Annotated in this window: 18 protein-coding genes and 1 pseudogene; 17 read left to right on the top strand and 2 right to left on the bottom strand. The window is 61.0% G+C overall.

The genetic code is table 11. The annotated features are described in order from the left end of the window. Positions 1-91 precede the first annotated feature (91 nt). On the top strand, positions 92-709 hold the full coding sequence (locus tag GVL52_RS04270; RefSeq protein ID WP_160004215.1) for a GntR family transcriptional regulator: 618 nt from the start codon (positions 92-94) through the stop codon (positions 707-709). Between the two features lie 48 nt (positions 710-757). Here the strand turns inward: GVL52_RS04270 and GVL52_RS04265 are convergent, their stop codons facing one another. Next, complete coding sequence (locus tag GVL52_RS04265) at positions 758-1,570, bottom strand: ferredoxin--NADP reductase (RefSeq protein WP_160004214.1); 813 nt, start codon at positions 1,568-1,570, stop codon at positions 758-760. A 245-nt stretch (positions 1,571-1,815) separates the two neighbouring features. On the opposite strand from GVL52_RS04265, the gene pcsA reads away from it, so the two are divergent. The 14 genes and pseudogenes from pcsA (at position 1,816) to GVL52_RS04195 (ending at position 17,298) form a co-directional block, all read left to right on the top strand. Then, a complete protein-coding gene (gene pcsA / locus GVL52_RS04260) occupies positions 1,816-2,544 on the top strand; it encodes a phosphatidylcholine synthase (RefSeq protein ID WP_160004212.1) in 729 nt (242 codons plus the stop codon). 197 nt (positions 2,545-2,741) lie between these two features. Beyond that, positions 2,742-2,875: pseudogene (locus tag GVL52_RS04255) on the top strand (quinone oxidoreductase); the annotation flags it as partial. A gap of 40 nt (positions 2,876-2,915) precedes the next feature. Continuing rightward, positions 2,916-4,490 (top strand): ABC transporter ATP-binding protein, encoded by a 1,575-nt coding sequence (locus GVL52_RS04250; RefSeq protein WP_160004210.1) that lies wholly within the window; start codon positions 2,916-2,918, stop codon positions 4,488-4,490. Beyond that, positions 4,480-5,565 carry an ABC transporter permease gene (locus tag GVL52_RS04245; protein ID WP_160004208.1) on the top strand — a complete coding sequence of 362 codons (1,086 nt, stop codon included), beginning with the start codon at positions 4,480-4,482 and terminating at the stop codon, positions 5,563-5,565. Before GVL52_RS04250 ends, GVL52_RS04245 begins: the two co-directional genes overlap by 11 nt. After that, positions 5,562-6,482, top strand: coding sequence for an ABC transporter permease (locus GVL52_RS04240; RefSeq protein WP_160004206.1), 921 nt, complete (start codon positions 5,562-5,564; stop codon positions 6,480-6,482). Before GVL52_RS04245 ends, GVL52_RS04240 begins: the two co-directional genes overlap by 4 nt. A 47-nt stretch (positions 6,483-6,529) precedes the next feature. Next, positions 6,530-7,603 carry a BMP family ABC transporter substrate-binding protein gene (locus tag GVL52_RS04235; protein ID WP_160004203.1) on the top strand — a complete coding sequence of 358 codons (1,074 nt, stop codon included), beginning with the start codon at positions 6,530-6,532 and terminating at the stop codon, positions 7,601-7,603. A gap of 146 nt (positions 7,604-7,749) precedes the next feature. Further along, positions 7,750-8,712, top strand: coding sequence for a galactofuranose ABC transporter, galactofuranose-binding protein YtfQ (gene ytfQ, locus GVL52_RS04230; protein ID WP_160004201.1), 963 nt, complete (start codon positions 7,750-7,752; stop codon positions 8,710-8,712). A 121-nt stretch (positions 8,713-8,833) separates the two neighbouring features. Further along, positions 8,834-10,357, top strand: a complete 1,524-nt coding sequence (gene ytfR, locus GVL52_RS04225) for a galactofuranose ABC transporter, ATP-binding protein YtfR (protein WP_160004199.1) — start codon at positions 8,834-8,836, stop codon at positions 10,355-10,357. Further along, positions 10,354-11,370 carry an ABC transporter permease gene (locus tag GVL52_RS04220; RefSeq protein ID WP_160004197.1) on the top strand — a complete coding sequence of 339 codons (1,017 nt, stop codon included), beginning with the start codon at positions 10,354-10,356 and terminating at the stop codon, positions 11,368-11,370. The genes ytfR and GVL52_RS04220 overlap by 4 nt, the downstream gene beginning before the upstream one ends. Then, positions 11,367-12,335 (top strand): galactofuranose ABC transporter, permease protein YjfF, encoded by a 969-nt coding sequence (gene yjfF, locus GVL52_RS04215; protein WP_160004195.1) that lies wholly within the window; start codon positions 11,367-11,369, stop codon positions 12,333-12,335. The genes GVL52_RS04220 and yjfF overlap by 4 nt, the downstream gene beginning before the upstream one ends. Positions 12,336-12,349: 14 nt before the next feature. After that, positions 12,350-13,102: a FadR/GntR family transcriptional regulator gene (locus GVL52_RS04210; RefSeq protein ID WP_160004193.1), complete on the top strand. Its 753-nt coding sequence runs from the start codon at positions 12,350-12,352 to the stop codon at positions 13,100-13,102. 80 nt (positions 13,103-13,182) lie between these two features. After that, positions 13,183-14,544: a bifunctional UDP-N-acetylglucosamine diphosphorylase/glucosamine-1-phosphate N-acetyltransferase GlmU gene (gene glmU / locus GVL52_RS04205; RefSeq protein WP_160004191.1), complete on the top strand. Its 1,362-nt coding sequence runs from the start codon at positions 13,183-13,185 to the stop codon at positions 14,542-14,544. A gap of 106 nt (positions 14,545-14,650) precedes the next feature. Then, the gene (glmS, locus tag GVL52_RS04200) at positions 14,651-16,477 is read left to right on the top strand and encodes a glutamine--fructose-6-phosphate transaminase (isomerizing) (protein ID WP_160004189.1); all 1,827 of its coding nucleotides are present in this window, start codon (positions 14,651-14,653) and stop codon (positions 16,475-16,477) included. A 116-nt stretch (positions 16,478-16,593) separates the two neighbouring features. Continuing rightward, positions 16,594-17,298 (top strand): DUF502 domain-containing protein, encoded by a 705-nt coding sequence (locus GVL52_RS04195; RefSeq protein ID WP_160004188.1) that lies wholly within the window; start codon positions 16,594-16,596, stop codon positions 17,296-17,298. 14 nt (positions 17,299-17,312) lie between these two features. On the opposite strand, the gene GVL52_RS04190 is transcribed toward GVL52_RS04195, so the two are convergent. Next, positions 17,313-17,807 (bottom strand): peptide deformylase, encoded by a 495-nt coding sequence (locus tag GVL52_RS04190; RefSeq protein ID WP_160004187.1) that lies wholly within the window; start codon positions 17,805-17,807, stop codon positions 17,313-17,315. 170 nt (positions 17,808-17,977) lie between these two features. On the opposite strand from GVL52_RS04190, the gene mgtE reads away from it, so the two are divergent. Together mgtE and GVL52_RS04180 are read left to right on the top strand one after the other, a co-directional pair. Then, positions 17,978-19,390, top strand: coding sequence for a magnesium transporter (gene mgtE / locus GVL52_RS04185; protein WP_160004186.1), 1,413 nt, complete (start codon positions 17,978-17,980; stop codon positions 19,388-19,390). 77 nt (positions 19,391-19,467) lie between these two features. After that, complete coding sequence (locus GVL52_RS04180; RefSeq protein ID WP_160004185.1) at positions 19,468-19,860, top strand: MerR family DNA-binding transcriptional regulator; 393 nt, start codon at positions 19,468-19,470, stop codon at positions 19,858-19,860. Position 19,861 lies beyond the last annotated feature (1 nt).

Here is a 19,861-nt window from a genome sequence, read left to right as displayed (position 1 = left end):
TTGCCGTGTCGCTCTAATATATCACGGCAACCTGCCATTGCATTCGGCGGTGCGCGTCTTATGATATATCAGATCGAATCACGGATCCGCGATGCCGAACTCATCACAGAGCCATCTGGCCTACCTGGCACTGGAACATGCGATCGTGACGTTGGCCTTGCAGCCCGGCGCGCTGGTCAATGAGAAGCAGCTGATCGATTTATCCGGTCACGGTCGCACGCCGGTGCGCGAGGCAATCCAGAAATTGGCATGGCAGGGGCTGGTCGTGGTGAAGCCGCGGGTGGGACTGCAGATCGCCGAAATCAAGCCCACAGACCATGCCCATGTCATGCAGGTTCGCCGCGAGCTGGAACCGATTGCCGCTTCGCTGGTCGCAGACCATGCGACCGAAGGGCAGCGCAACCAGCTTGTCGAATGCGCGCGTGCGATGAGCGACTGCGCGGTCAGTGGCGATCTGGCGGCCTTCTTTGCCGCGGACAAGGCGTTCGACGAAATCCTCGAGGATGCTTGTCCAAACGCCTTCATCACCTCGGCACTGGCTCCGGTTCAGACGCACTCGCGGCGTCTCTGGTATTCGAAGGCCAATCCGGAGCGCATGGATCGATCGATCTCGCTGCATGTCGCGGTCATTCGCGCCATCCAGCAGGGCAAGGCCGGCGAAGCGCGCAAGGCGATGACGGCGCTGATCGACTATCTCGGCCACAAATGAAAACGGCGCCGTTTCCGGCGCCGTGATCTCGACGAATATCGTGGACGATCAGCCGACGAAAGCGCGCTCGATGACGAATTGCGCAGGCCTGCTGTTGGCGCCTTCTTCAAGGCCGGCCTTTTCCAGCAGGTCCTTGGTGTCTTTCAGCATGGCCGAGGAGCCGCAGATCATGCCGCGGTCGATTTCCGGGTCGAGCGGCGGAACGCCGAGATCGGTAAACAGCTTGCCGGATGAGATCAGGTCGGTGATGCGGCCGCGATATTCGAATTCTTCGCGGGTGACCGTCGCGTAGTGCAGCAGCTTGTCGCCGACCACTTCCTGCAGCAGTTCGTCGTTCCTGATTTCATCGACCAGGTCGAAGCCGTATTTCAGTTCGGCCACATCACGGGTGGTGTGGGTCAGGATCACCTGCTCGAACTTCTCATAGGTCTCGGGATCGCGGATCAGGCTGGCGAAAGGGGCAATGCCTGTGCCGGTCGAGAACATGTAGAGGCGGCGGCCTGGCGTCAGGGCGTCCAGCACCAGCGTGCCTGTCGGCTTCTTGCGCATCAGCACCTGATCGCCCGGCTTGATCGCTTGCAGATGCGACGTCAGCGGACCATCCGGAACCTTGATCGAAAAGAACTCGAGTTCTTCGGCCCATGCGGGGCTGGCGATCGAGTAGGCACGGAAGATCGGCTTGCCCTCGACCATGAGGCCGATCATTGCAAATTCGCCGGAGCGGAAACGGAATCCTTCCGGACGGGTCATCGTGAAGCGGAACAGGTGGTCCGTATAGTGCGTGACGCTGAGCACGGTTTCAGCGAAGACGCCGGCAGGAATAGCGGCTGCGAATTCTTCAGTCTTGGCAGGGGCGTTCATTGCGGTATCGGATCCCGTATTTCGTCATCATCACTTCGATGACAGCCAGATATTACAAATAGGCGGCGGATTAAAGGTATTCCATTCTTTCCAGAGGGACTTGCGCGAAATATGCATGTTATCGTCAGGTTTGGAGGGGGCGGTGTCCATCTTTCGCTTTTGCTCTGGCGAAGCGAGGCAAAGGATGCATATTAGGCCAAAATCGCGCCTCGGGGGTGCGGAAGCGGTGATCTGCTCGGGGAAACATGAAGATTTTCAATTACAAGCGTGTGCCCTATGCGGAAATGCGCGCATTTTCCGTCCACATCCTGACGGCCTCCGGTTCCTTTCTGGCCTTCCTCGGCGTCGTCGCTGCCGCAGAGCATCGCTTCGTCGATATGTTCTGGTGGCTGGGTCTGGCGCTGCTTGTCGATGGCATCGACGGTCCGATTGCCCGCAAGGTCAAGGTCAAGGAAGTTCTGCCGAACTGGTCCGGCGACACGCTCGATAACATCATCGATTACGTCACCTACGTCCTGCTGCCGGCGTTTGCCCTCTATCAGAGCGGCATGATCGGCGAGCCATGGTCCTTCGTGGCGGCCGGCATGATCGTGGTCTCGAGCGCGATCTATTATGCCGACATGGGCATGAAGACCGACGAATATTTCTTCTCGGGCTTTCCCGTGGTCTGGAACATGATCGTCTTCACGCTGTTCGTCATGGATGCGAGCGCGACGACGGCACTGGCAGTCGTCACCGTCTCCGTGGTGCTGACCTTCCTGCCGATCAGCTTCCTGCATCCGGTGCGCGTCAAGCGGCTGCGGCCGGTCAATCTCGGCATCTTCTTCCTGTGGTCTGCGCTTGGCATGTATGCGCTGCTGATGCACTTCGTGGTGCCGCAATGGGCGCTCGTTCTGTTCATTTTGAGCGGTCTCTATCTCTATTGCATCGGTGCCGTCCTGCAGTTCGTCCCGTCTCTGGGCCGCAACGGCTGAGCAGGCCAGGCACGATCAGGCAGTCGCTCCGCGATCTGAAGTGGCGGCCACCGCTCGCCTCCTCAGCATCACCGTCTGCAACGGTTGAAATTTTCGCGCTGGCGTTGTCGAGCGGCAATGCTGCGCTGCTGCCGGGGCGGCAGACCTGTTTCCTGTAAATCGTTGAGCGATCTGCGCTAACGGATTGTGCAAACGTATTATTTGATGTTGTTTTGAGCAACAAATTGCGTATCAATATCATCCAAACATATCCGTCGGCGAGGTTGGGCGAGCCCACGCGGATCTGGAGGATGGAAAAGCTACCGGAACGACGCTGCCGATCCCAGAATGATCCTGAATAGGGGCAGGTCGGCAGGGGGAAATGAGGGAACGTGTCGTCAACGACTGTGCCGGCTCCCGGCGCGTTACTGTCGGTTCAGAAACTGACAAAGCTGTTCGGCAGCTTCGCTGCCTGCAATCACATAGATCTCGATATTGCGCCGGGTGAAATCCATGCGCTGCTCGGCGAGAACGGCGCGGGTAAATCCACGCTGGTCAAGATGCTGTTCGGCGTCCTGGAGCCCAGCGAGGGACAGATCGTCTGGGAGGGCCGTCCTGTTGCGATCGGCTCGCCCGGCAATGCGCGCAAGCTCGGCATCGGCATGGTGTTCCAGCATTTCTCGCTGTTCGAGGCGCTGACGGTTGCTGAAAACATCGCGCTGTCGCTGGATGACAAGATCCCGATCGGCAAGATCGCCGAAGAGGCACGGGCGCTGTCGCTGGCCTATGGCCTGCCGCTCGATCCGCACGCCCATGTCGCCGATCTCTCCGTCGGTGAACGCCAGCGCATCGAGATCGTCCGCGCCCTGCTGCAGAACCCGAAGCTCATCATCCTTGACGAGCCGACCTCGGTGCTGACGCCACAGGAAGCCGACAAGCTGTTCGAGACCCTGTTCAAGCTGAAGGCCGAAGGCCGCTCGGTTCTCTACATCAGCCACCGCCTCGAAGAGGTGCAGCGCATCTGCGACCGCGCCACCGTGCTGCGACACGGCAAGGTCACCGGTGCCTGCGTTCCTGCCGAGGAGACACCCGCCTCGCTCGCCCGGATGATGGTCGGCAACGATGTCGCCAGCGTCACCCATCCGGACCGAGGCAGCAAAGGCGACGTCCAGCTGGCTGTGTCAGCCCTCTCGGTCGCGCCCCGCACACCCTTTGCCATGCCGCTGAAGGATGTGTCGCTGACCGTCTGTTCCGGGCAGATCCTGGCGATCGCCGGCGTCGCCGGAAACGGCCAGGGCGAGTTGTTCGACGCGCTCTCGGGCGAGTATCCGGTCTCGACGCCGGAAGCGGTCGTCATCCGCAACAAGCCGGTCGGCACGCTCGGCATAACCGCGCGCCGCCTGATCGGTGCCGGCTTCGTGCCTGAGGAGCGCCACGGCCATGCCACCGTCTCCGCCATGAAACTGTCCGACAATCTCGTGCTCGCCCGCAGCCAGTCGGACCGCAAGGCATTCCTCGCCGGTGGTTTTCTGAAGATCATCCGCCGCAGCGCGGTCATGAACGCCGCCAGGCGCATCTCCGAGGAGATGGATGTGCGCAAGAGCGGCGACGACCCGGCCGCAGGCTCGCTTTCCGGCGGCAATCTGCAGAAGTTTATCGTCGGCCGCGAGCTTGATCGGCAGCCCGCCGTTCTCGTCGTCAACCAGCCGACCTGGGGTGTGGATGCCGGTGCCGCCAGCCGCATCCGCCAGGCGCTGGTCGATCTGGCCCGCAACGGCTCTGCCGTCGTCGTCATCAGCCAGGATCTGGACGAAATCTTCGAGGTCGCGACCGAAATCGCCGTCATCTCCGAGGGTCGTCTGTCGTCGCCTTTCCCGGCCGGCGAACTGACGCGTGAAAAGATCGGCCTGTTGATGGGCGGTCTGCATGAAAGCAAGACCGCGTCGGAGACGCCCCATGCGCATTGAACTCGAAAAACGCCCGCAGGCGTCAAAGCTTTACGGCCTTCTGTCGCCCCTGCTGGCGCTGCTGCTGACGCTGATTGCGGGCGTCATCATGTTCGCGCTGCTCGGCAAGGATCCGGTCGAGGCGCTGAGCGCCTTCTTCGTCGAGCCTTTGCTGGAGGTCTGGTCGCTGCACGAGCTGGCGATCAAGGCGGCACCGCTGATCCTGATCGCCGTCGGTCTCTCGGTCTGTTATCGCTCCAACAACTGGAACATCGGCGCCGAAGGCCAGTTCACCATGGGCGCGATAACAGGCTCGATCCTGCCGATCGTCTTCTACGACTGGCACTCGCCGCTGGTGCTGCCGCTGATGCTGATCATGGGTGCCATAGGCGGCGCCATGTTCGCTGCCATCCCGGCGCTGCTCAAGGCGCATTTCAACACCAACGAGATCCTGACTTCGCTGATGCTGGTCTATATCGCCCAGCTGTTTCTCGACTGGCTGATCCGTGGCGCCTGGCGCGATCCGGCAGGCATGAACTTCCCGGTCTCGCGAGACTATCCCGTCGAAGCCGTTCTCCCGGCCATCTGGGAAGAATCCGGCCGCGCCCACTGGGCCTTCGTCTTTGCGATCGTTGCGGCCGTACTTGTCTGGTTCATGATGAAATACACGCTGCGCGGTTTCGAGATCGTCGTCATCGGCCAGTCGGAACGGGCAGGGCGCTTCGCCGGTTTCTCGTCGAAGAAGATGATATGGTTCAGCTTCCTGTTTTCGGGCGCCCTAGCGGGCCTTGCCGGCATTTCCGAAGTATCGGGCTCGATTGGCCACCTGCAGCCGGCGATCTCGCCGGGGTATGGTTTCACGGCAATCATCGTCGCCTTCCTCGGTCGCCTCAATCCGCTCGGCATCATCGCATCCGGTCTGGTGCTGGCGCTGACCTATCTCGGCGGCGAGGCGGCTCAATTGTCGATCGGCGTCTCCGACAAGGTTACCCGGGTTTTCCAGGGGTTGCTTTTGTTCTTCGTCCTGTCCTGCGACACGCTGATCGCCTACAAGATCCGGATCATCTGGTCGCGCGTTCGCGGAGGCGCCGCATGAGTATCTTCGAAGCGATCCTGCTGACCGTCATCACCGCCTCCACGCCTCTCGTCATCGCCGCCCTCGGCGAACTGGTGACGGAGCGAGCTGGCGTTCTCAATCTCGGCGTCGAGGGCATGATGGTGATGGGTGCCGTCGGCGCCTTCATCGGCGCGCAGGAGACCGGCAGTCCCTATGTCGGCATCCTCTGCGGCATCGCGGCCGGCGCGCTGTTCTCGCTGCTGTTCGGCTTCCTGACGCTGACGCTGGTCGCCAACCAGGTCGCCACCGGCCTGGCGCTGACCATCCTCGGGCTTGGCGCGTCCGGGATGATCGGCGAAGCCTATGTCGGCCTGCCCGGTATCCGGCTGATGCCGATCGAGATCCCGGTTCTCAAGGATATCCCGGTTATCGGTGCGGCACTCTTCAAGCAGGACCTGATCTTTTACCTGTCGATCGCGCTCGTCATCGGCGTCAACTGGTTCCTGTTCAAGAGCCGCACCGGCCTGAAGATCCGGGCCATCGGCGACAATCACGGTTCGGCGCATGCGCTCGGCATCAACGTTATCCGCACCCGCTATCTGGCGGTGATGTTCGGCGGTGCCTGTGCCGGTCTCGCCGGCGCCCAGCTGTCGCTTATCTACACGCCGCAGTGGACGGAAAACATGTCGGGTGGTCGCGGCTGGATCGCGCTGGCGCTGGTTGTCTTCGCATCATGGCGCCCCTGGCGCATCCTGGCCGGCGGCTACCTCTTCGGTGCCGTCACCATCCTGCAATTGCATGCCCAGGCCTTCGGTATCGGCATCCCCTCGCAGTTTCTGTCGATGCTTCCCTACGCAGCGACAGTTGTGGTCCTGGTGATCATCTCCCATAATCGGCGCACCACGCTGATCAACACACCGGCATCGCTCGGCAAGGCATTCGTGCCCGACCGATAACGGACAAGAACAACACGGTTTTCAACTTCCAACCAACAGGGGTTACAATGAAGAAATTGACACTGGCATTGGCAGCGACCGCTGCCATGGTCCTGAGCATCGGCTCAGGCGCTGAGGCTGCCGACAAGACCAAGGTGTGCTTCGTTTACGTCGGTGCCCGCACCGACGGTGGCTGGACACAGGCGCATGAAAATGGCCGCCTGCAGGTCCAGAAGGAATTCGGCGACAAGATCGAGACCCCGTTCCTTGAGAACGTTCCTGAGGGTCCGGACGCCGAACGCGCCATCGAGCGCATGGCGCGCTCGGGTTGCTCGCTGATCTTCACCACCTCGTTCGGCTTCATGGACGCGACAGTTGCCGTTGCCAAGAAGTTCCCGAAGGTGAAGTTCGAGCACGCAACCGGCTTCAAGTCGTCTGCGAACATGGGCACCTACAACTCGCGCTTCTATGAAGGCCGCTACATCGCTGGCCAGATCGCCGGCAAGGTCTCCAAGAAGGGCGAAGCAGGCTACATCGCCACCTTCCCGATCCCGGAAGTGGTGATGGGCATCAATGCGTTCGAGCTCGGCGCCAAGTCGGTCAACCCTGATTTCAAGATGAAGGTCATCTGGGTCAACACCTGGTTCGACCCGGGCAAGGAAGCCGATGCTGCCAAGGCGCTGATCGACCAGGGCGTCGATGTCCTGACACAGCACACCGACACCACCGCTCCGATGCAGGTTGCCGAACAGCGTGGCGTCAAGGCCTTCGGCCAGGCCTCCGACATGATCAAGGCAGGCCCCAACGTCCAGATGACGGCGATTGTCGATACCTGGGGCAACTACTACGTCAAGCGCGTCAAGGCGCTGCTGGATGGCAACTGGAAGGCCGAGCAGGATTTTGACGGCCTCAAGGACGGCATCCTGACGATGGCGCCCTATACCAACATGCCTGACGACGTGAAGAAGATGGCCGAGGAAACCGAAGCCAAGATCAAGTCGGGTGAACTGCACCCCTTCACCGGCCCGATCAACAAGCAGGACGGCACCCCCTGGCTGAAGGCTGGCGAGAAGGCTGAAGACGGCGCTCTGCTCGGCATGAACTTCTACGTCGAGGGCATCGACGACAAGCTTCCGAAGTGAGGCTTGCCTGCCGTTAGCAGTTGCGAAAGGGCGCCCGTATACGGCGCCCTTTTTGCTGCACTGCATGCCAGAATGTCCATTTACAAAAGTAATACTATATGATTTTCCTAGTGCGTGCCGCGAGGAGGCGGCTTTTGGAGGAAATCATGAAATTGAAGACTGCACTCATGAGTGCCACGGTTTTTGCTGCCTGCATGTTCGGTTCGGCCCAGGCCGCCGAACTCGTTGTCGGCTTCTCGCAGATCGGCTCTGAATCGGGCTGGCGCGCGGCTGAAACGACCGTGACGAAGGAAGAAGCCAAGAAGCGCGGTATTGATCTGAAGTTTGCCGATGCCCAGCAGAAGCAGGAAAACCAGATCAAGGCGATCCGCTCCTTCATCGCGCAGGGCGTCAACGCAATCCTGCTCGCCCCGGTCGTTGAAACCGGCTGGGACGCAGTGTTGAAGGAAGCCAAGGAAGCCGATATTCCGGTCATCCTGCTTGACCGCAACATCAAGGCACCTGAAGACCTCTACCTGACCGCTGTCACCTCCGATCAGGTCCATGAAGGCAAGGTTGCCGGCGACTGGCTGGTGAAGACGGTTGCCGACAAGAAGTGCAACATCGTCGAACTTCAGGGCACCACCGGTTCTTCGCCGGCGATCGCTCGCAAGAAGGGCTTCGAGGAAGCCATTGCCGGCAAGTCGAACTTCAAGATCGTTCGCAGCCAGACCGGCGACTTTACCCGCACCAAGGGCAAGGAAGTCATGGAAAGCTTCCTGAAGGCTGAGAACGGCGGCAAGGACATCTGCGCCCTCTACGCCCATAACGACGACATGGCCGTTGGTGGCATCCAGGCGATCAAGGAAGCCGGGCTGAAGCCAGGCAAGGATATCCTCGTCGTCTCCATCGATTCCGTGCCCGATATCTTCAAGGCCATGGAAGCCGGCGAAGCCAATGCGACCGTCGAACTGACGCCGAACATGGCGGGCCCTGCGTTCGACGCTCTCGACGCCTACCTGAAGGACAAGAAGGCTCCGGCCAAGTGGATCCAGACCGAATCGAAGCTCTACACCCAGGCTGACGATCCGAAGAAGGTCTACGAGTCCAAGAAGGGCCTCGGCTATTGATCTGATGCATTGAACCGCACCGGCCCATCATGGGCCGGTGCGGAACTGCCGCGATGGCTGCCAGACATCATGTCGGGTTGCGATCAGGCAAGATCGGTCAATATCAGGAAAATTTGCCTTCATGATTCACGATTTCGAGAACGTCCTTGCCGCATCCGGCATATCGAAATTCTTCCCCGGCGCTGTTGCCCTCGACAAGGTCGATTTCACCCTTCGCAAGGGCGAGGTGCACGCGCTGCTGGGTGAAAACGGCGCCGGAAAATCGACGCTGATCAAATGCATCACCGGTGCCTATCGCCGCGACGAAGGCAGCCTCACGCTTGAAGGCGCCGAGATCGATCCGGCCGATACGCTGGCCGCTCAGAAGCTGGGCATCGGCACCGTCTACCAGGAGGTCAACCTCCTTTCCAATTTGAGTGTTGCGGAAAACCTCTTCCTCGGCCGTCAGCCGAAACGATTCGGCATGATTGACGTCGCCTCGATGAACCGGCAGGCCCGCGCACTGCTGCAGCAATATGGAATGCAGATCGACGTCACCGCACAGCTCGACCGCTTCTCGGTCGCTGTCCAGCAGGTCGTCGCCATCGCCCGCGCCGTCGATCTGTCCGGCAAGGTGCTGATTCTTGACGAGCCGACAGCCAGCCTCGACGCCCAGGAAGTGGCGATGCTCTTCGGCATCCTGCGCGACCTGAAGAAGCGTGGACTCGGCATCGTCTTCATCACCCATTTCCTTGAGCAGGTCTACGACATCAGCGACCGCATTACCGTGTTGCGCAATGGCAAGCTGGTCGGTACGCGCGACAAGGCCGACCTTCCCCGACAGGCATTGATATCGATGATGCTCGGCCACGAACTGGCCCACGCCGAAGCCGCCGTGAAGGAGCGCGCCGTCGCCGCCGGACCGATCAAGTATAGCTTCGAAGGCTACGGCAAGCGCGGCAAGGTCAAGCCCTTCGATCTCAACGTCCGCGTCGGCGAGGTGGTCGGCATCGCCGGACTGCTCGGCTCCGGCCGGACGGAAACCGCGGAACTTCTGTTCGGTATCGAAAATGCCGATAGCGGCACCGCCAAAATTGACGGCAAGCCCGTAGCCCTCTCCAGCCCGCGCGCCGCCATCCGCGCCGGCTTCGGCTTCTGCCCCGAAGACCGCAAGACCGACGGAATCATCGGCGACCTGTCGATCCGCGAGAATATCGCCTTGGCGCTGCAGGCACGCCGAGGGTGGGCAAGGCCGCTGTCGCGCGGCGAGCAGAACACGCTTGCCGATCACTACATCGAGGCGCTGGATATCCGCACCACCGACCGCGAAAAGCCGATCCGGCTGCTGTCTGGCGGCAACCAGCAGAAGGCCATCCTGGCCCGCTGGCTGGCCACCAATCCCGACTTCCTGATCCTCGACGAACCGACCCGCGGCATCGACGTCGGCGCCCACGCCGAAATTATCCGGTTGATCGAGGAGCTCTGTGAAAAGGGCATGTCCCTGATCGTTATTTCATCGGAATTAGAAGAGCTTATCGCCTATAGTTCACGTATTTTGGTATTGCGTGACCGGGAACATGTGGCGGAACTGACCGGCGAGAATGTCAGCACCTCGCGCATCGTGCAGGCGATTGCCGCCGTGCAGAAAAAAACGGAGGACGCATGACGTCGTCACAGAAGGCGCTGCTGATCCGCCTGGCGCCGCAATTGATTGCCTTGGGTGCAATTCTTTTATTGAATTTCATCATGTTCCCGCAGTTTTTTAACGTAACAATTCAAAACGGCCGGTTCTATGGCAGTTTCATTGACGTCCTGAACCGCGGCGCGCCTGTCGCCTTGCTGGCAACCGGCATGACACTGGTCATCGCCACCAAGGGGATCGACCTCTCGGTCGGCGCTGTCATCGCCATCTGCGGTGCCGTCGCGGCCTCGTCGATCGTCTCCGGCAATTCGCTCGCCTGGACGCTGCTGTTGACGCTGCTGGTCGGTCTTGCCTGCGGCGTCTGGAACGGCTTCCTGGTCGCCATCCTCAACATCCAGCCGATCATCGCCACGCTGGTGCTGATGGTCGCCGGACGCGGCATAGCCCAACTGATCACCGAAGGCGTGATCATGACTTTCAACGATGACGGCCTGATCTACTTCGGTAGTGGCTCCTTCGCCTTCATGCCGATGCCCGTGGTCATCTGGCTGGTCGTCGGCGCGCTGGTGACGCTGCTGGTCCGCCGCACGGCGCTCGGCATGCTGATCGAGGCAACCGGCATCAACCGTCATGCCAGCAAGCTCTCGGGCGTTCGCACGCCAGTGCTGCTGATGGCCGTCTACATGCTGAGCGGTCTCTGTGCCGCCATCGCCGGCATCATCGTCGCCGCCGACATCAAGGGCGCCGACGCCAACAATGCCGGCCTGTGGCTGGAGCTCGATGCGATCCTGGCGGTCGTCGTCGGCGGCAATTCGCTGCTCGGCGGACGCTTCAGCATCGTCGGCTCGCTGATCGGCGCGATGATCATTCAGGCTGTCAACACAGGCATCCTGCTCTCGGGCTTCCCGCCGGAGTTCAACCTGATCATCAAGGCGGTCATCGTGCTGGTCATCCTCGTCATTCAGTCGCCGGCCGTGCAGTCGGCAGCGATCTTCATGGGGCGCCGCTCCGGCCCGAGAGGGGAACTGCAGAAATGAACTCGAAATACCTGCCGCTGCTGGCGACGATCGTTATCTTCATCCTGTCTTACGCCGTCTGCGCCATGCAGTACCCGAACATGCTGTCGACGCGCGTTGTCGGCAATCTCCTGACGGACAACGCCTTCCTCGGCATCGCTGCCGTCGGCATGACCTTCGTGATCATTTCGGGCGGCATCGACCTGTCGATCGGCTCGGTGATTGCCTTTACCGGCGTCTTCCTCGCCGTCATCCTGCAGAACACCAGCATCCACCCGCTGCTGGCCTTCGCGCTGGTGCTCGTCATCACCACGGCCTTTGGCGCGGCGATGGGCGCTGTCATCCACTACCTGCAGATGCCGGCCTTCATCGTCACGCTGGCCGGCATGTTCCTCGCCCGCGGCATGGCTTTCGTGCTGTCGATCGACAGCATCCCGATCGGCCACGACTATTACACGACGCTTTCGGGGCTCTATTACAAGCTGCCGGGCGGTGGTCGCCTGACGCTGATCGGCGCCATCATGCTGCTGGTGTTTGCGGCCGGAATCTTCATCGCCCACCGCACCCGCTTCGGCACCAATGTCTATGCATTGGGTGGCGGCGCGCAGACAGCCCAGCTGATGGGTGTGCCGGTTGGTCGCACCACAATACAGATTTATGCGCTGTCAGGCTTCCTCGCCGGCCTGTCGGGAATCGTTTTTTCTCTTTATACGTCCGCCGGCTATTCCTTGGCGGCAGTCGGTGTCGAACTCGATGCCATTGCGGCAGTTGTCATTGGGGGCACACTGCTGACGGGTGGAGCGGGATTTGTGGCGGGAACCTTCATCGGGCTCCTGATCCAGGGGTTGATTCAGACCTACATCACCTTCGACGGAACACTTTCCAGTTGGTGGACGAAGATACTGATCGGCCTGCTGCTTTTTGCATTCATTCTGATGCAGAAGGCGATCCTGTTCCTCTCCAGTCTGAACAAGAGGTATGCCTGACAGGGGGCTGTTAATTGCGCAATCGAATGCTCGACACCGGGAAGGCACAGCGGAGATCTCGCACCAGCCATGCGCAGGTGGTGGATGAACTCGGCCGGGCGATCGTGGCCGGAACCTATCCGGTTGGCAGCATTCTTCCCGGCGACGTCGAGCTGGCCCAACGTTTCAAGGTCTCTCGCACCGTCCTGCGCGAAACCATGAAGACGCTGGCTGCCAAGGGCATGATCGTCGCCAAGGCGCGTGTCGGTACAAGGGTGACCGAGAAGAACCAGTGGAACATGTTCGACAGCGAGGTCATCGCCTGGCATTTTGATGACGATGTGACCGAGGAATTTCTGCTGCAGCTCTACGATATCCGTTTGGCCGTCGAGCCGTTTGCGGCCGGCTTGGCTGCCGAGCGTGCCACGCCTGAGGATATCGAGCTGCTGATGAGCCTCGCGGGCGAGATGGCCGCGCCTGATCATACGACGGAAAGCCTGGCGCTGGCCGACCTGCAGTTCCATCTGGCCATTGCCGATGCTGCGCACAATCCGTTCATGCATACGCTTGGTAGCCTGATCGAGGCAGCACTTGTCGGCATGTTCCGGATCAGCACCCCGCCGTCGCAGAACGGCTTCACCACCATCGCCCAGACCCACATGCGCATCGTCAATGCTATCACCGCAGGCGATGTCCAGGCCGCACGAACCGCCATGGAGGCGGTGATCATCGAAGGCCGTGACCATGTGCACGAAGCCTATGCCGGCATGGCGAAGGTTCTTGCCTGATCCATTTTGATCTTTGTCCCTTCTCCGTGTTGCTGCTATGAGGCGGCAACGCGCCTTTATCGGATTCTCGGGAGCAAACCATGGAACGCACTTGCCTTGCCGTCATTCTCGCAGCCGGTGACAGCACGCGAATGAAATCGTCGAAGTCGAAGGTTCTGCATCCGGTCGCGAACCGTCCGATGATCGCCCATGTCGTCGAAGCCGTCGCCCATACCGATATTTCGTCGGTGGCGCTTGTGCTCGGGCGCGATGCCGAGGCGGTGGCGAAGGCAGCGAGCATCGATGGCGTCGAGATCGAAACCTACCTGCAGACGGAACGCAAGGGCACCGGCCACGCGGTTCTCGCAGCCCGCGAGGCCATCGCCCGCGGCTATGACGACATCATCGTCACCTATGGCGACGTTCCCCTGCAGACCGACGCACCCTTGAAGGCTGCACGCCAGGCGCTGGCTGATGGCAGCGATGTCGTCGTCATCGGCTTTCACAGCGACAAGCCCACCGGTTACGGCCGCCTGTTGGTCAAGGACGGCGAGTTGATCGCCATCCGCGAAGAGAAGGACGCCACGGACGCCGAGCGTACCGTGACCTGGTGTAACAGCGGCCTGATGGCGATCAATGGCGCCAAGGCGCTGGATCTGCTGTCGCGCATCGGCAACAGCAATGCCAAGGGCGAATACTACCTGACCGATGTTGTCGAGATCGCCCGTTCGCTCGGCGCCCGCGTGACGGCCGTCGATGCGCCTGAGGTCGAGATGACAGGTGCCAACACCCGCGCCGAACTCGCCGTCATCGAACGCCTCTGGCAGGAACGCCGCCGTCACGCGCTGATGATTTCGGGTGTGACGATGATCGCGCCGGAAACGGTTTTCCTGTCCTACGACACCGTGATTGGCCAAGATGCGCTGATCGAGCCGAACGTCGTCTTCGGCCCGGGCGCCGTCATCGATGGCGGTGCGATCATCCATGCCTTTTGCCATATCGAAGGCGCGCATGTCAGTGCCGGTGCGACGGTCGGGCCGTTTGCGCGGCTGCGGCCGGGTGCCGATCTTGCCGAAGGCTCGAAGGTCGGCAATTTCTGCGAAGTGAAGAACGCCAGGGTCGGCGAGGGCGCCAAGATCAACCATCTGACCTATGTCGGCGACGCCAGGATCGGCGCCGGTGCCAATCTCGGTGCAGGCACGATCACCTGCAACTATGACGGCGTCAACAAGAGCGAGACCGTCATCGGCGCCCATGCCTTCGTCGGCTCGAATTCGTCGCTGGTTGCACCTGTCAGCATCGGCGACAACGCCTATGTCGCGTCGGGCAGTGTCATCACCGAAGACGTCCCGGCCGATGCGCTGGCCTTCGGCCGGGCGCGGCAGGAGACGAAGCCCGGTCGGGCGACCGGTTTGCGCGAACGCGCGCTGGCCATCAAGGCAGCGAAAAAGGCGAAGGGCTGACAGTCCTTCGTAACGGCCGGTCACCGAAAGTGACCATCTGGCCGATTGAGAAAAAAGAGAAAATTGTTACGACTGCCGGCAATTGTCGGTCTTGGGGATTTTTTATATGTGCGGAATTGTTGGTATCGTTGGAAATAGTCCGGTTGCGGTGCGTCTGGTCGATGCGCTGAAGCGGCTGGAATATCGCGGTTACGATTCCGCCGGCGTCGCCACGATCCACAACGGCGTGATGGAACGCCGCCGTGCCGAAGGAAAACTCTTCAACCTCGAAAAGCGCCTCGACGCCGAGCCTTTGGCCGGCACCACAGGTATTGCCCACACCCGCTGGGCCACCCATGGCGTTCCCAACGAGACCAACGCCCACCCGCATTTCGTCAAGGGCGTCGCCGTCGTCCACAACGGCATCATCGAGAATTTTTCCGAGCTGCGCGATGAACTGACCGCCGAAGGTGCGGTCTTCGAAACCCAGACCGACACCGAAGTCGTCGCCCACCTGATGGCCAGGTATCTCGGCGAGGGGCTCAAGCCGCGCGCCGCGATGATGACGATGCTTAACCGCGTCACCGGCGCCTATGCGCTCGCCGTGATGCTGCAGAGCGATCCCGACACGATCATGGCAGCCCGCTCCGGCCCGCCATTGGCGATCGGCTACGGCAAGGGCGAGATGTTCCTCGGCTCCGACGCCATCGCGCTGTCGCCCTTCACCAACGAGATCACCTATCTGGTCGATGGCGACTGGGCGGTCCTGACCAGGGACGGCGCGACCATCCTCGACTTCGCCGGCAACGAGATCAAGCGCCCGCGCCAGATCTCCCAGACCACGGCCTATGTCGTCGACAAGGGCAACCACCGCCATTTCATGGAAAAGGAAATCTACGAGCAGCCCGAGGTCATCTCCCATGCGCTCGGCCACTACGTGGATTTCGCCAGCAACACGGTCAGCGCCAACGTCGCCGCCATCGATTTCAAGTCGGTGACCGGTCTCGCTATCTCGGCCTGCGGCACCGCCTATCTCGCCGGCCTCGTCGGCAAGTACTGGTTCGAGCGCTATGCACGCCTGCCTGTCGAGATCGATGTGGCGTCGGAATTCCGCTATCGCGAAATGCCGCTGTCGCCGACCCAGGCAGCACTCTTCATCTCGCAATCAGGCGAGACCGCCGATACGCTGGCATCGCTGCGCTACTGCAAGGACAACGGGCTGCAGATCGGCGCCGTTGTCAACGTCCGGGAATCGACCATCGCCCGCGAATCGGACGCCGTCTTCCCGATCATGGCCGGCCCTGAGATCGGCGTCGCCTCGACCAAGGCCTTCACCTGCCAGCTTGCCGTCCTAGCGTCGCTGGCAATCGGCGCCGGCAAGGCGAGGGGAACGGTCAGCCCCGAGCAGGAAAAGGAACTGGTGCGCCACCTGGCCGAAATGCCGCGCATCATGAGCCGCGTGCTGAACGCCATCCAGCCGCAGATGGAAACACTGTCGCGCGAGCTGTCGAAATGCCGCGACGTGCTCTATCTCGGTCGCGGTACCAGCTATCCGCTGGCCATGGAAGGCGCGCTGAAGCTCAAGGAGATTTCCTACATCCACGCGGAGGGTTACGCTGCGGGTGAGCTGAAGCATGGCCCTATCGCGCTGATCGACGAAAACATGCCCGTCATCGTCATCGCGCCATACGATCGCTTCTTCGAAAAGACCGTGTCGAACATGCAGGAAGTCGCAGCCCGCGGCGGCCGGATCATCTTCATCACCGACGAGGCGGGAGCGGCGGCCTCGAAGCTGCCGACGATGGCGACGATCGTCCTGCCTGTTGTCGATGAAATCATCGCGCCGATGATCTTCTCGCTGCCGATCCAGCTGCTCGCCTATCACACGGCAGTGTTCATGGGCACCGATGTCGATCAGCCGCGCAATCTGGCAAAGTCGGTCACGGTCGAGTGACCGCTGGCTGACAAAGGCTTGTGCGACGCGGCAAAGTCTGGCAGTTTTTGCCCCGGAAAGCACGGGGGCACTGATTTCCGATTGCCGGTATGCTGAACGGAGTTCATCCGCAAACGATGACGGAAAAACTGCCCCGACTGTCGATCGCCGCGCGCATCAGAAACAACTTTCTGGCGGGCATCATCATCTGTGCGCCGATCGCCATTACGCTGTGGCTGACATGGTCGGTGGTCCGCTGGGCCGATAGCTGGGTGAAGCCTTATCTTCCGGCCCGCTACGATCCCGACAACTATCTGAATTTCGCGGTTCCCGGCTCCGGCCTGCTGATCGGCCTGATCATCATCACCCTGATCGGCTTTCTCGGCAAGAACCTGATCGGCCAGTCGATCGTCCGGTTCAGCGAATCGCTGGTCCGCCGCGTGCCGCTGGTCCGCGTCATCTACAAGAGCGTGAAGCAGATATTCGAGACGGTTCTGAAGGAGCGCAGCAATTCCTTCAAGAAGGTCGGGCTGATCGAGTATCCGAGCCCCGGCCTGTGGTCGATGGTGTTCATCGCCACCGATGCCAAGGGCGAGATCGCTTCGAAGTTCAACGCCATGGGTCACGACATGGTCAGCGTCTTCCTGCCGCCGACCCCGGTGCCGACGGCCGGCTTCCTGATTTTCGTGCCGCGCGAAAAGATCGTGCTCCTCGACATGTCGCCGGAGGACGCCGCCAAGCTGCTGATCTCGGGCGGTCTCGTGACGCCCGAGGAACTGGCCTCGCATGCGCCGGCTGCCGAAGTGACGAAGCCGCAGTTGCACGCCCCGGTTGAGATGTAAGGCAAGGGCAGGGATCAGCCGCCCGCCTTGTCCCATTTCTTCACCAGCCGGTCACGCTTCAGCTTCGAGAGACGCTGTAGCCAGAAGATCCCGTCGAGCTGGTCGATCTCGTGCTGGATGCAGATGGCGAGAAAGCCTTCGGCGTCCTCCTCGTGCGCGACGCCGTCGAGATCGCGATACCGAAACCGGATTGCACCAGGTCTGACGATCTCATCGGTGATCCCTGGCATCGAGACGCTGCCCTCGGTGTTGCGGCTTTCCACCGCAGCCGACGAAACAACCTCCGGATTGACGTATGTCCGCACTCCGTCCTCGCGACTGAGCTCGATCACCGTCACCCGCTGAAACACCCCGATATGCGCTGCCGTGATGCCGACGCCGGGGGCGGCGCGCATGGTATCCAGCAGGTCTAGCGCGAGCGCGCGAAGTTCATCACCGAACACGGTGACGGCTTCGCATCGGGTTTTCAGGCCAGGGTGGGGGAAGCGCAAAATGGGGCGGACGACCAAGAAAACCTCTCCTGATTCATGATCGGCCGAAACTATCGGCAGACTGGCGAATTGTCATCTACATGAACGGTTTAACGCTGGACGCGCCAATGGCTTTCCGTTAGCACGGATTGAATTCCGGCGTATCGAAGTCTGCTAAAACTTCGAGAGAGATGCGAGGGCGGCAGGGGATGACGAACGAAGCAGAAGAGCTCGTCCGCGCACGTCCGGATGACAGCGAAGCCGACCTCTACGACGAGAACGGCAACGTCCGCAGCGATTTCCTGGCGCTTGTCGGCGCAGCCATTGCCGACCGCGACACCATCTTCCTGCGCCAGCACGTCGCCCGCCTGCATGAATCCGAACTGGGCGATCTGCTGGAATCGATTCAGCCGGAGCAGCGCTTTGCGCTTATCCGCCTGCTCGGCGACCAGTTCGACATGACGGCGCTGACCGAGGTCGACGAGGCGATCCGCCGCGAGATCGTCGATCAGATGCCGAACGACCAGATCGCCGCTGCGATCGGCGATCTCGATTCGGACGATGCCGTCTACATTCTCGAAGATCTCGACAAGGAAGACCGCGAAGAGATCCTGGCGCAGCTGCCGTTCACCGAGCGCGTGCGCCTGCGCCGTGCGCTGGATTATCCCGAAAGTTCGGCCGGCCGCCGCATGCAGACGGAATTCGTCGCCGTGCCGCCGTTCTGGACGGTCGGACAGACGATCGACTACATGCGCGACGAGGAAAACCTGCCCTATTCCTTCTCGCAGATCTTCGTCATCGATCCGACGTTCAAGCTGCTCGGCGCCATCGATCTCGACAAGATCCTGCGCACCAAGCGGCAGAACAAGATCGAAACGATCATGCGCGCCACCAACCACCCGATTCCGGCGGAGATGGACCAGGAAGAGGCGGCGCAGCTGTTCGAGCAGTACGACCTTCTCTCCGCCGCCGTCGTCGATGAGAACGATCGGCTGGTCGGCGTGCTGACCATCGACGACGTCGTCGATGTCATCCACGAAGAGGCCGACGAGGACATCAAGCGCCTCGGCGGTGTCGGCGATGAGGAGCTGTCGGACAATGTCTTCTCGACGGTGAAGTCGCGCTTCCTCTGGCTATTGATCAACCTCGGCACAGCACTTCTGTCGGCCAGCGTCATCGGCCTGTTCGATGGCTCGATCGAAAAAATGATCGCGCTCGCCGTGCTGATGCCGATCGTCGCGTCGATGGGCGGCAATGCCGGTACCCAGACGATGACGGTGACGGTGCGAGCCCTTGCCACCGGCGATCTCGATATCTACAACGCCGGCCGTGTCATCCGCAGGGAAGTGGCCGTCGGTATTGCCAATGGCGCGATGTTCTCGGTGATCATGGGCACCATCGCAGGCTTGTGGTTCCACGACTACCAGCTCGGCTGCGTCATCGGCGCGGCGATGATCATCAATCTGTTCGCTGCTGCCGTCGCCGGCATTCTTTTACCGTTGTTGCTGGATAAGGTCGGCGCGGATCCGGCTATTGCCTCGTCGGTTTTCGTGACGACCGTCACCGACTGCACCGGCTTTTTTGCCTTCCTCGGCATCGCCACGTGGTGGTTTGGAATATAATCAACTCTAAAGCGAGTTGCGCAAATTGACTATTACGTAAAAGTCAATATTATGGGTTCCTGAAAATCGAGGGATCCATGCCGGTAAGTAAGTACTATAGCATCACTGAATTGACGCGTGAATTCGGAGTTTCGACGCGCACGCTTCGCTTTTATGAGGACGAGGGACTGATCCATCCCGAGCGCCGCGGTCGCACAAGGTTGTTCCGCCCGACCGATCGTCGCCTGATCCAGGAAATCCTGCGTGGCCGGCGTATCGGTTTCACCATCGCAGAAATCCGCGAAATCATCCAGGTCTACAAGGAGCCGCCGGGCGAACTCGGCCAGCTCAAGCTGTTGATGAAGCGCATCGACGAGAAGCGCGATGACCTGCGCCAGAAGCGCAAGGACATCGAAGATACCTTGACCGAACTTGACAATATCGAGGAAGCCTGCCTCGGGCGTCTCGCGGAAATCGGCGTCGGCACCTGAT

It is taken from the genome of Rhizobium sp. 18055, from assembly GCF_902706285.1.
Taxonomy (GTDB): domain Bacteria; phylum Pseudomonadota; class Alphaproteobacteria; order Rhizobiales; family Rhizobiaceae; genus Rhizobium.
This window is presented reverse-complemented; position numbering and strand designations above follow the sequence as displayed.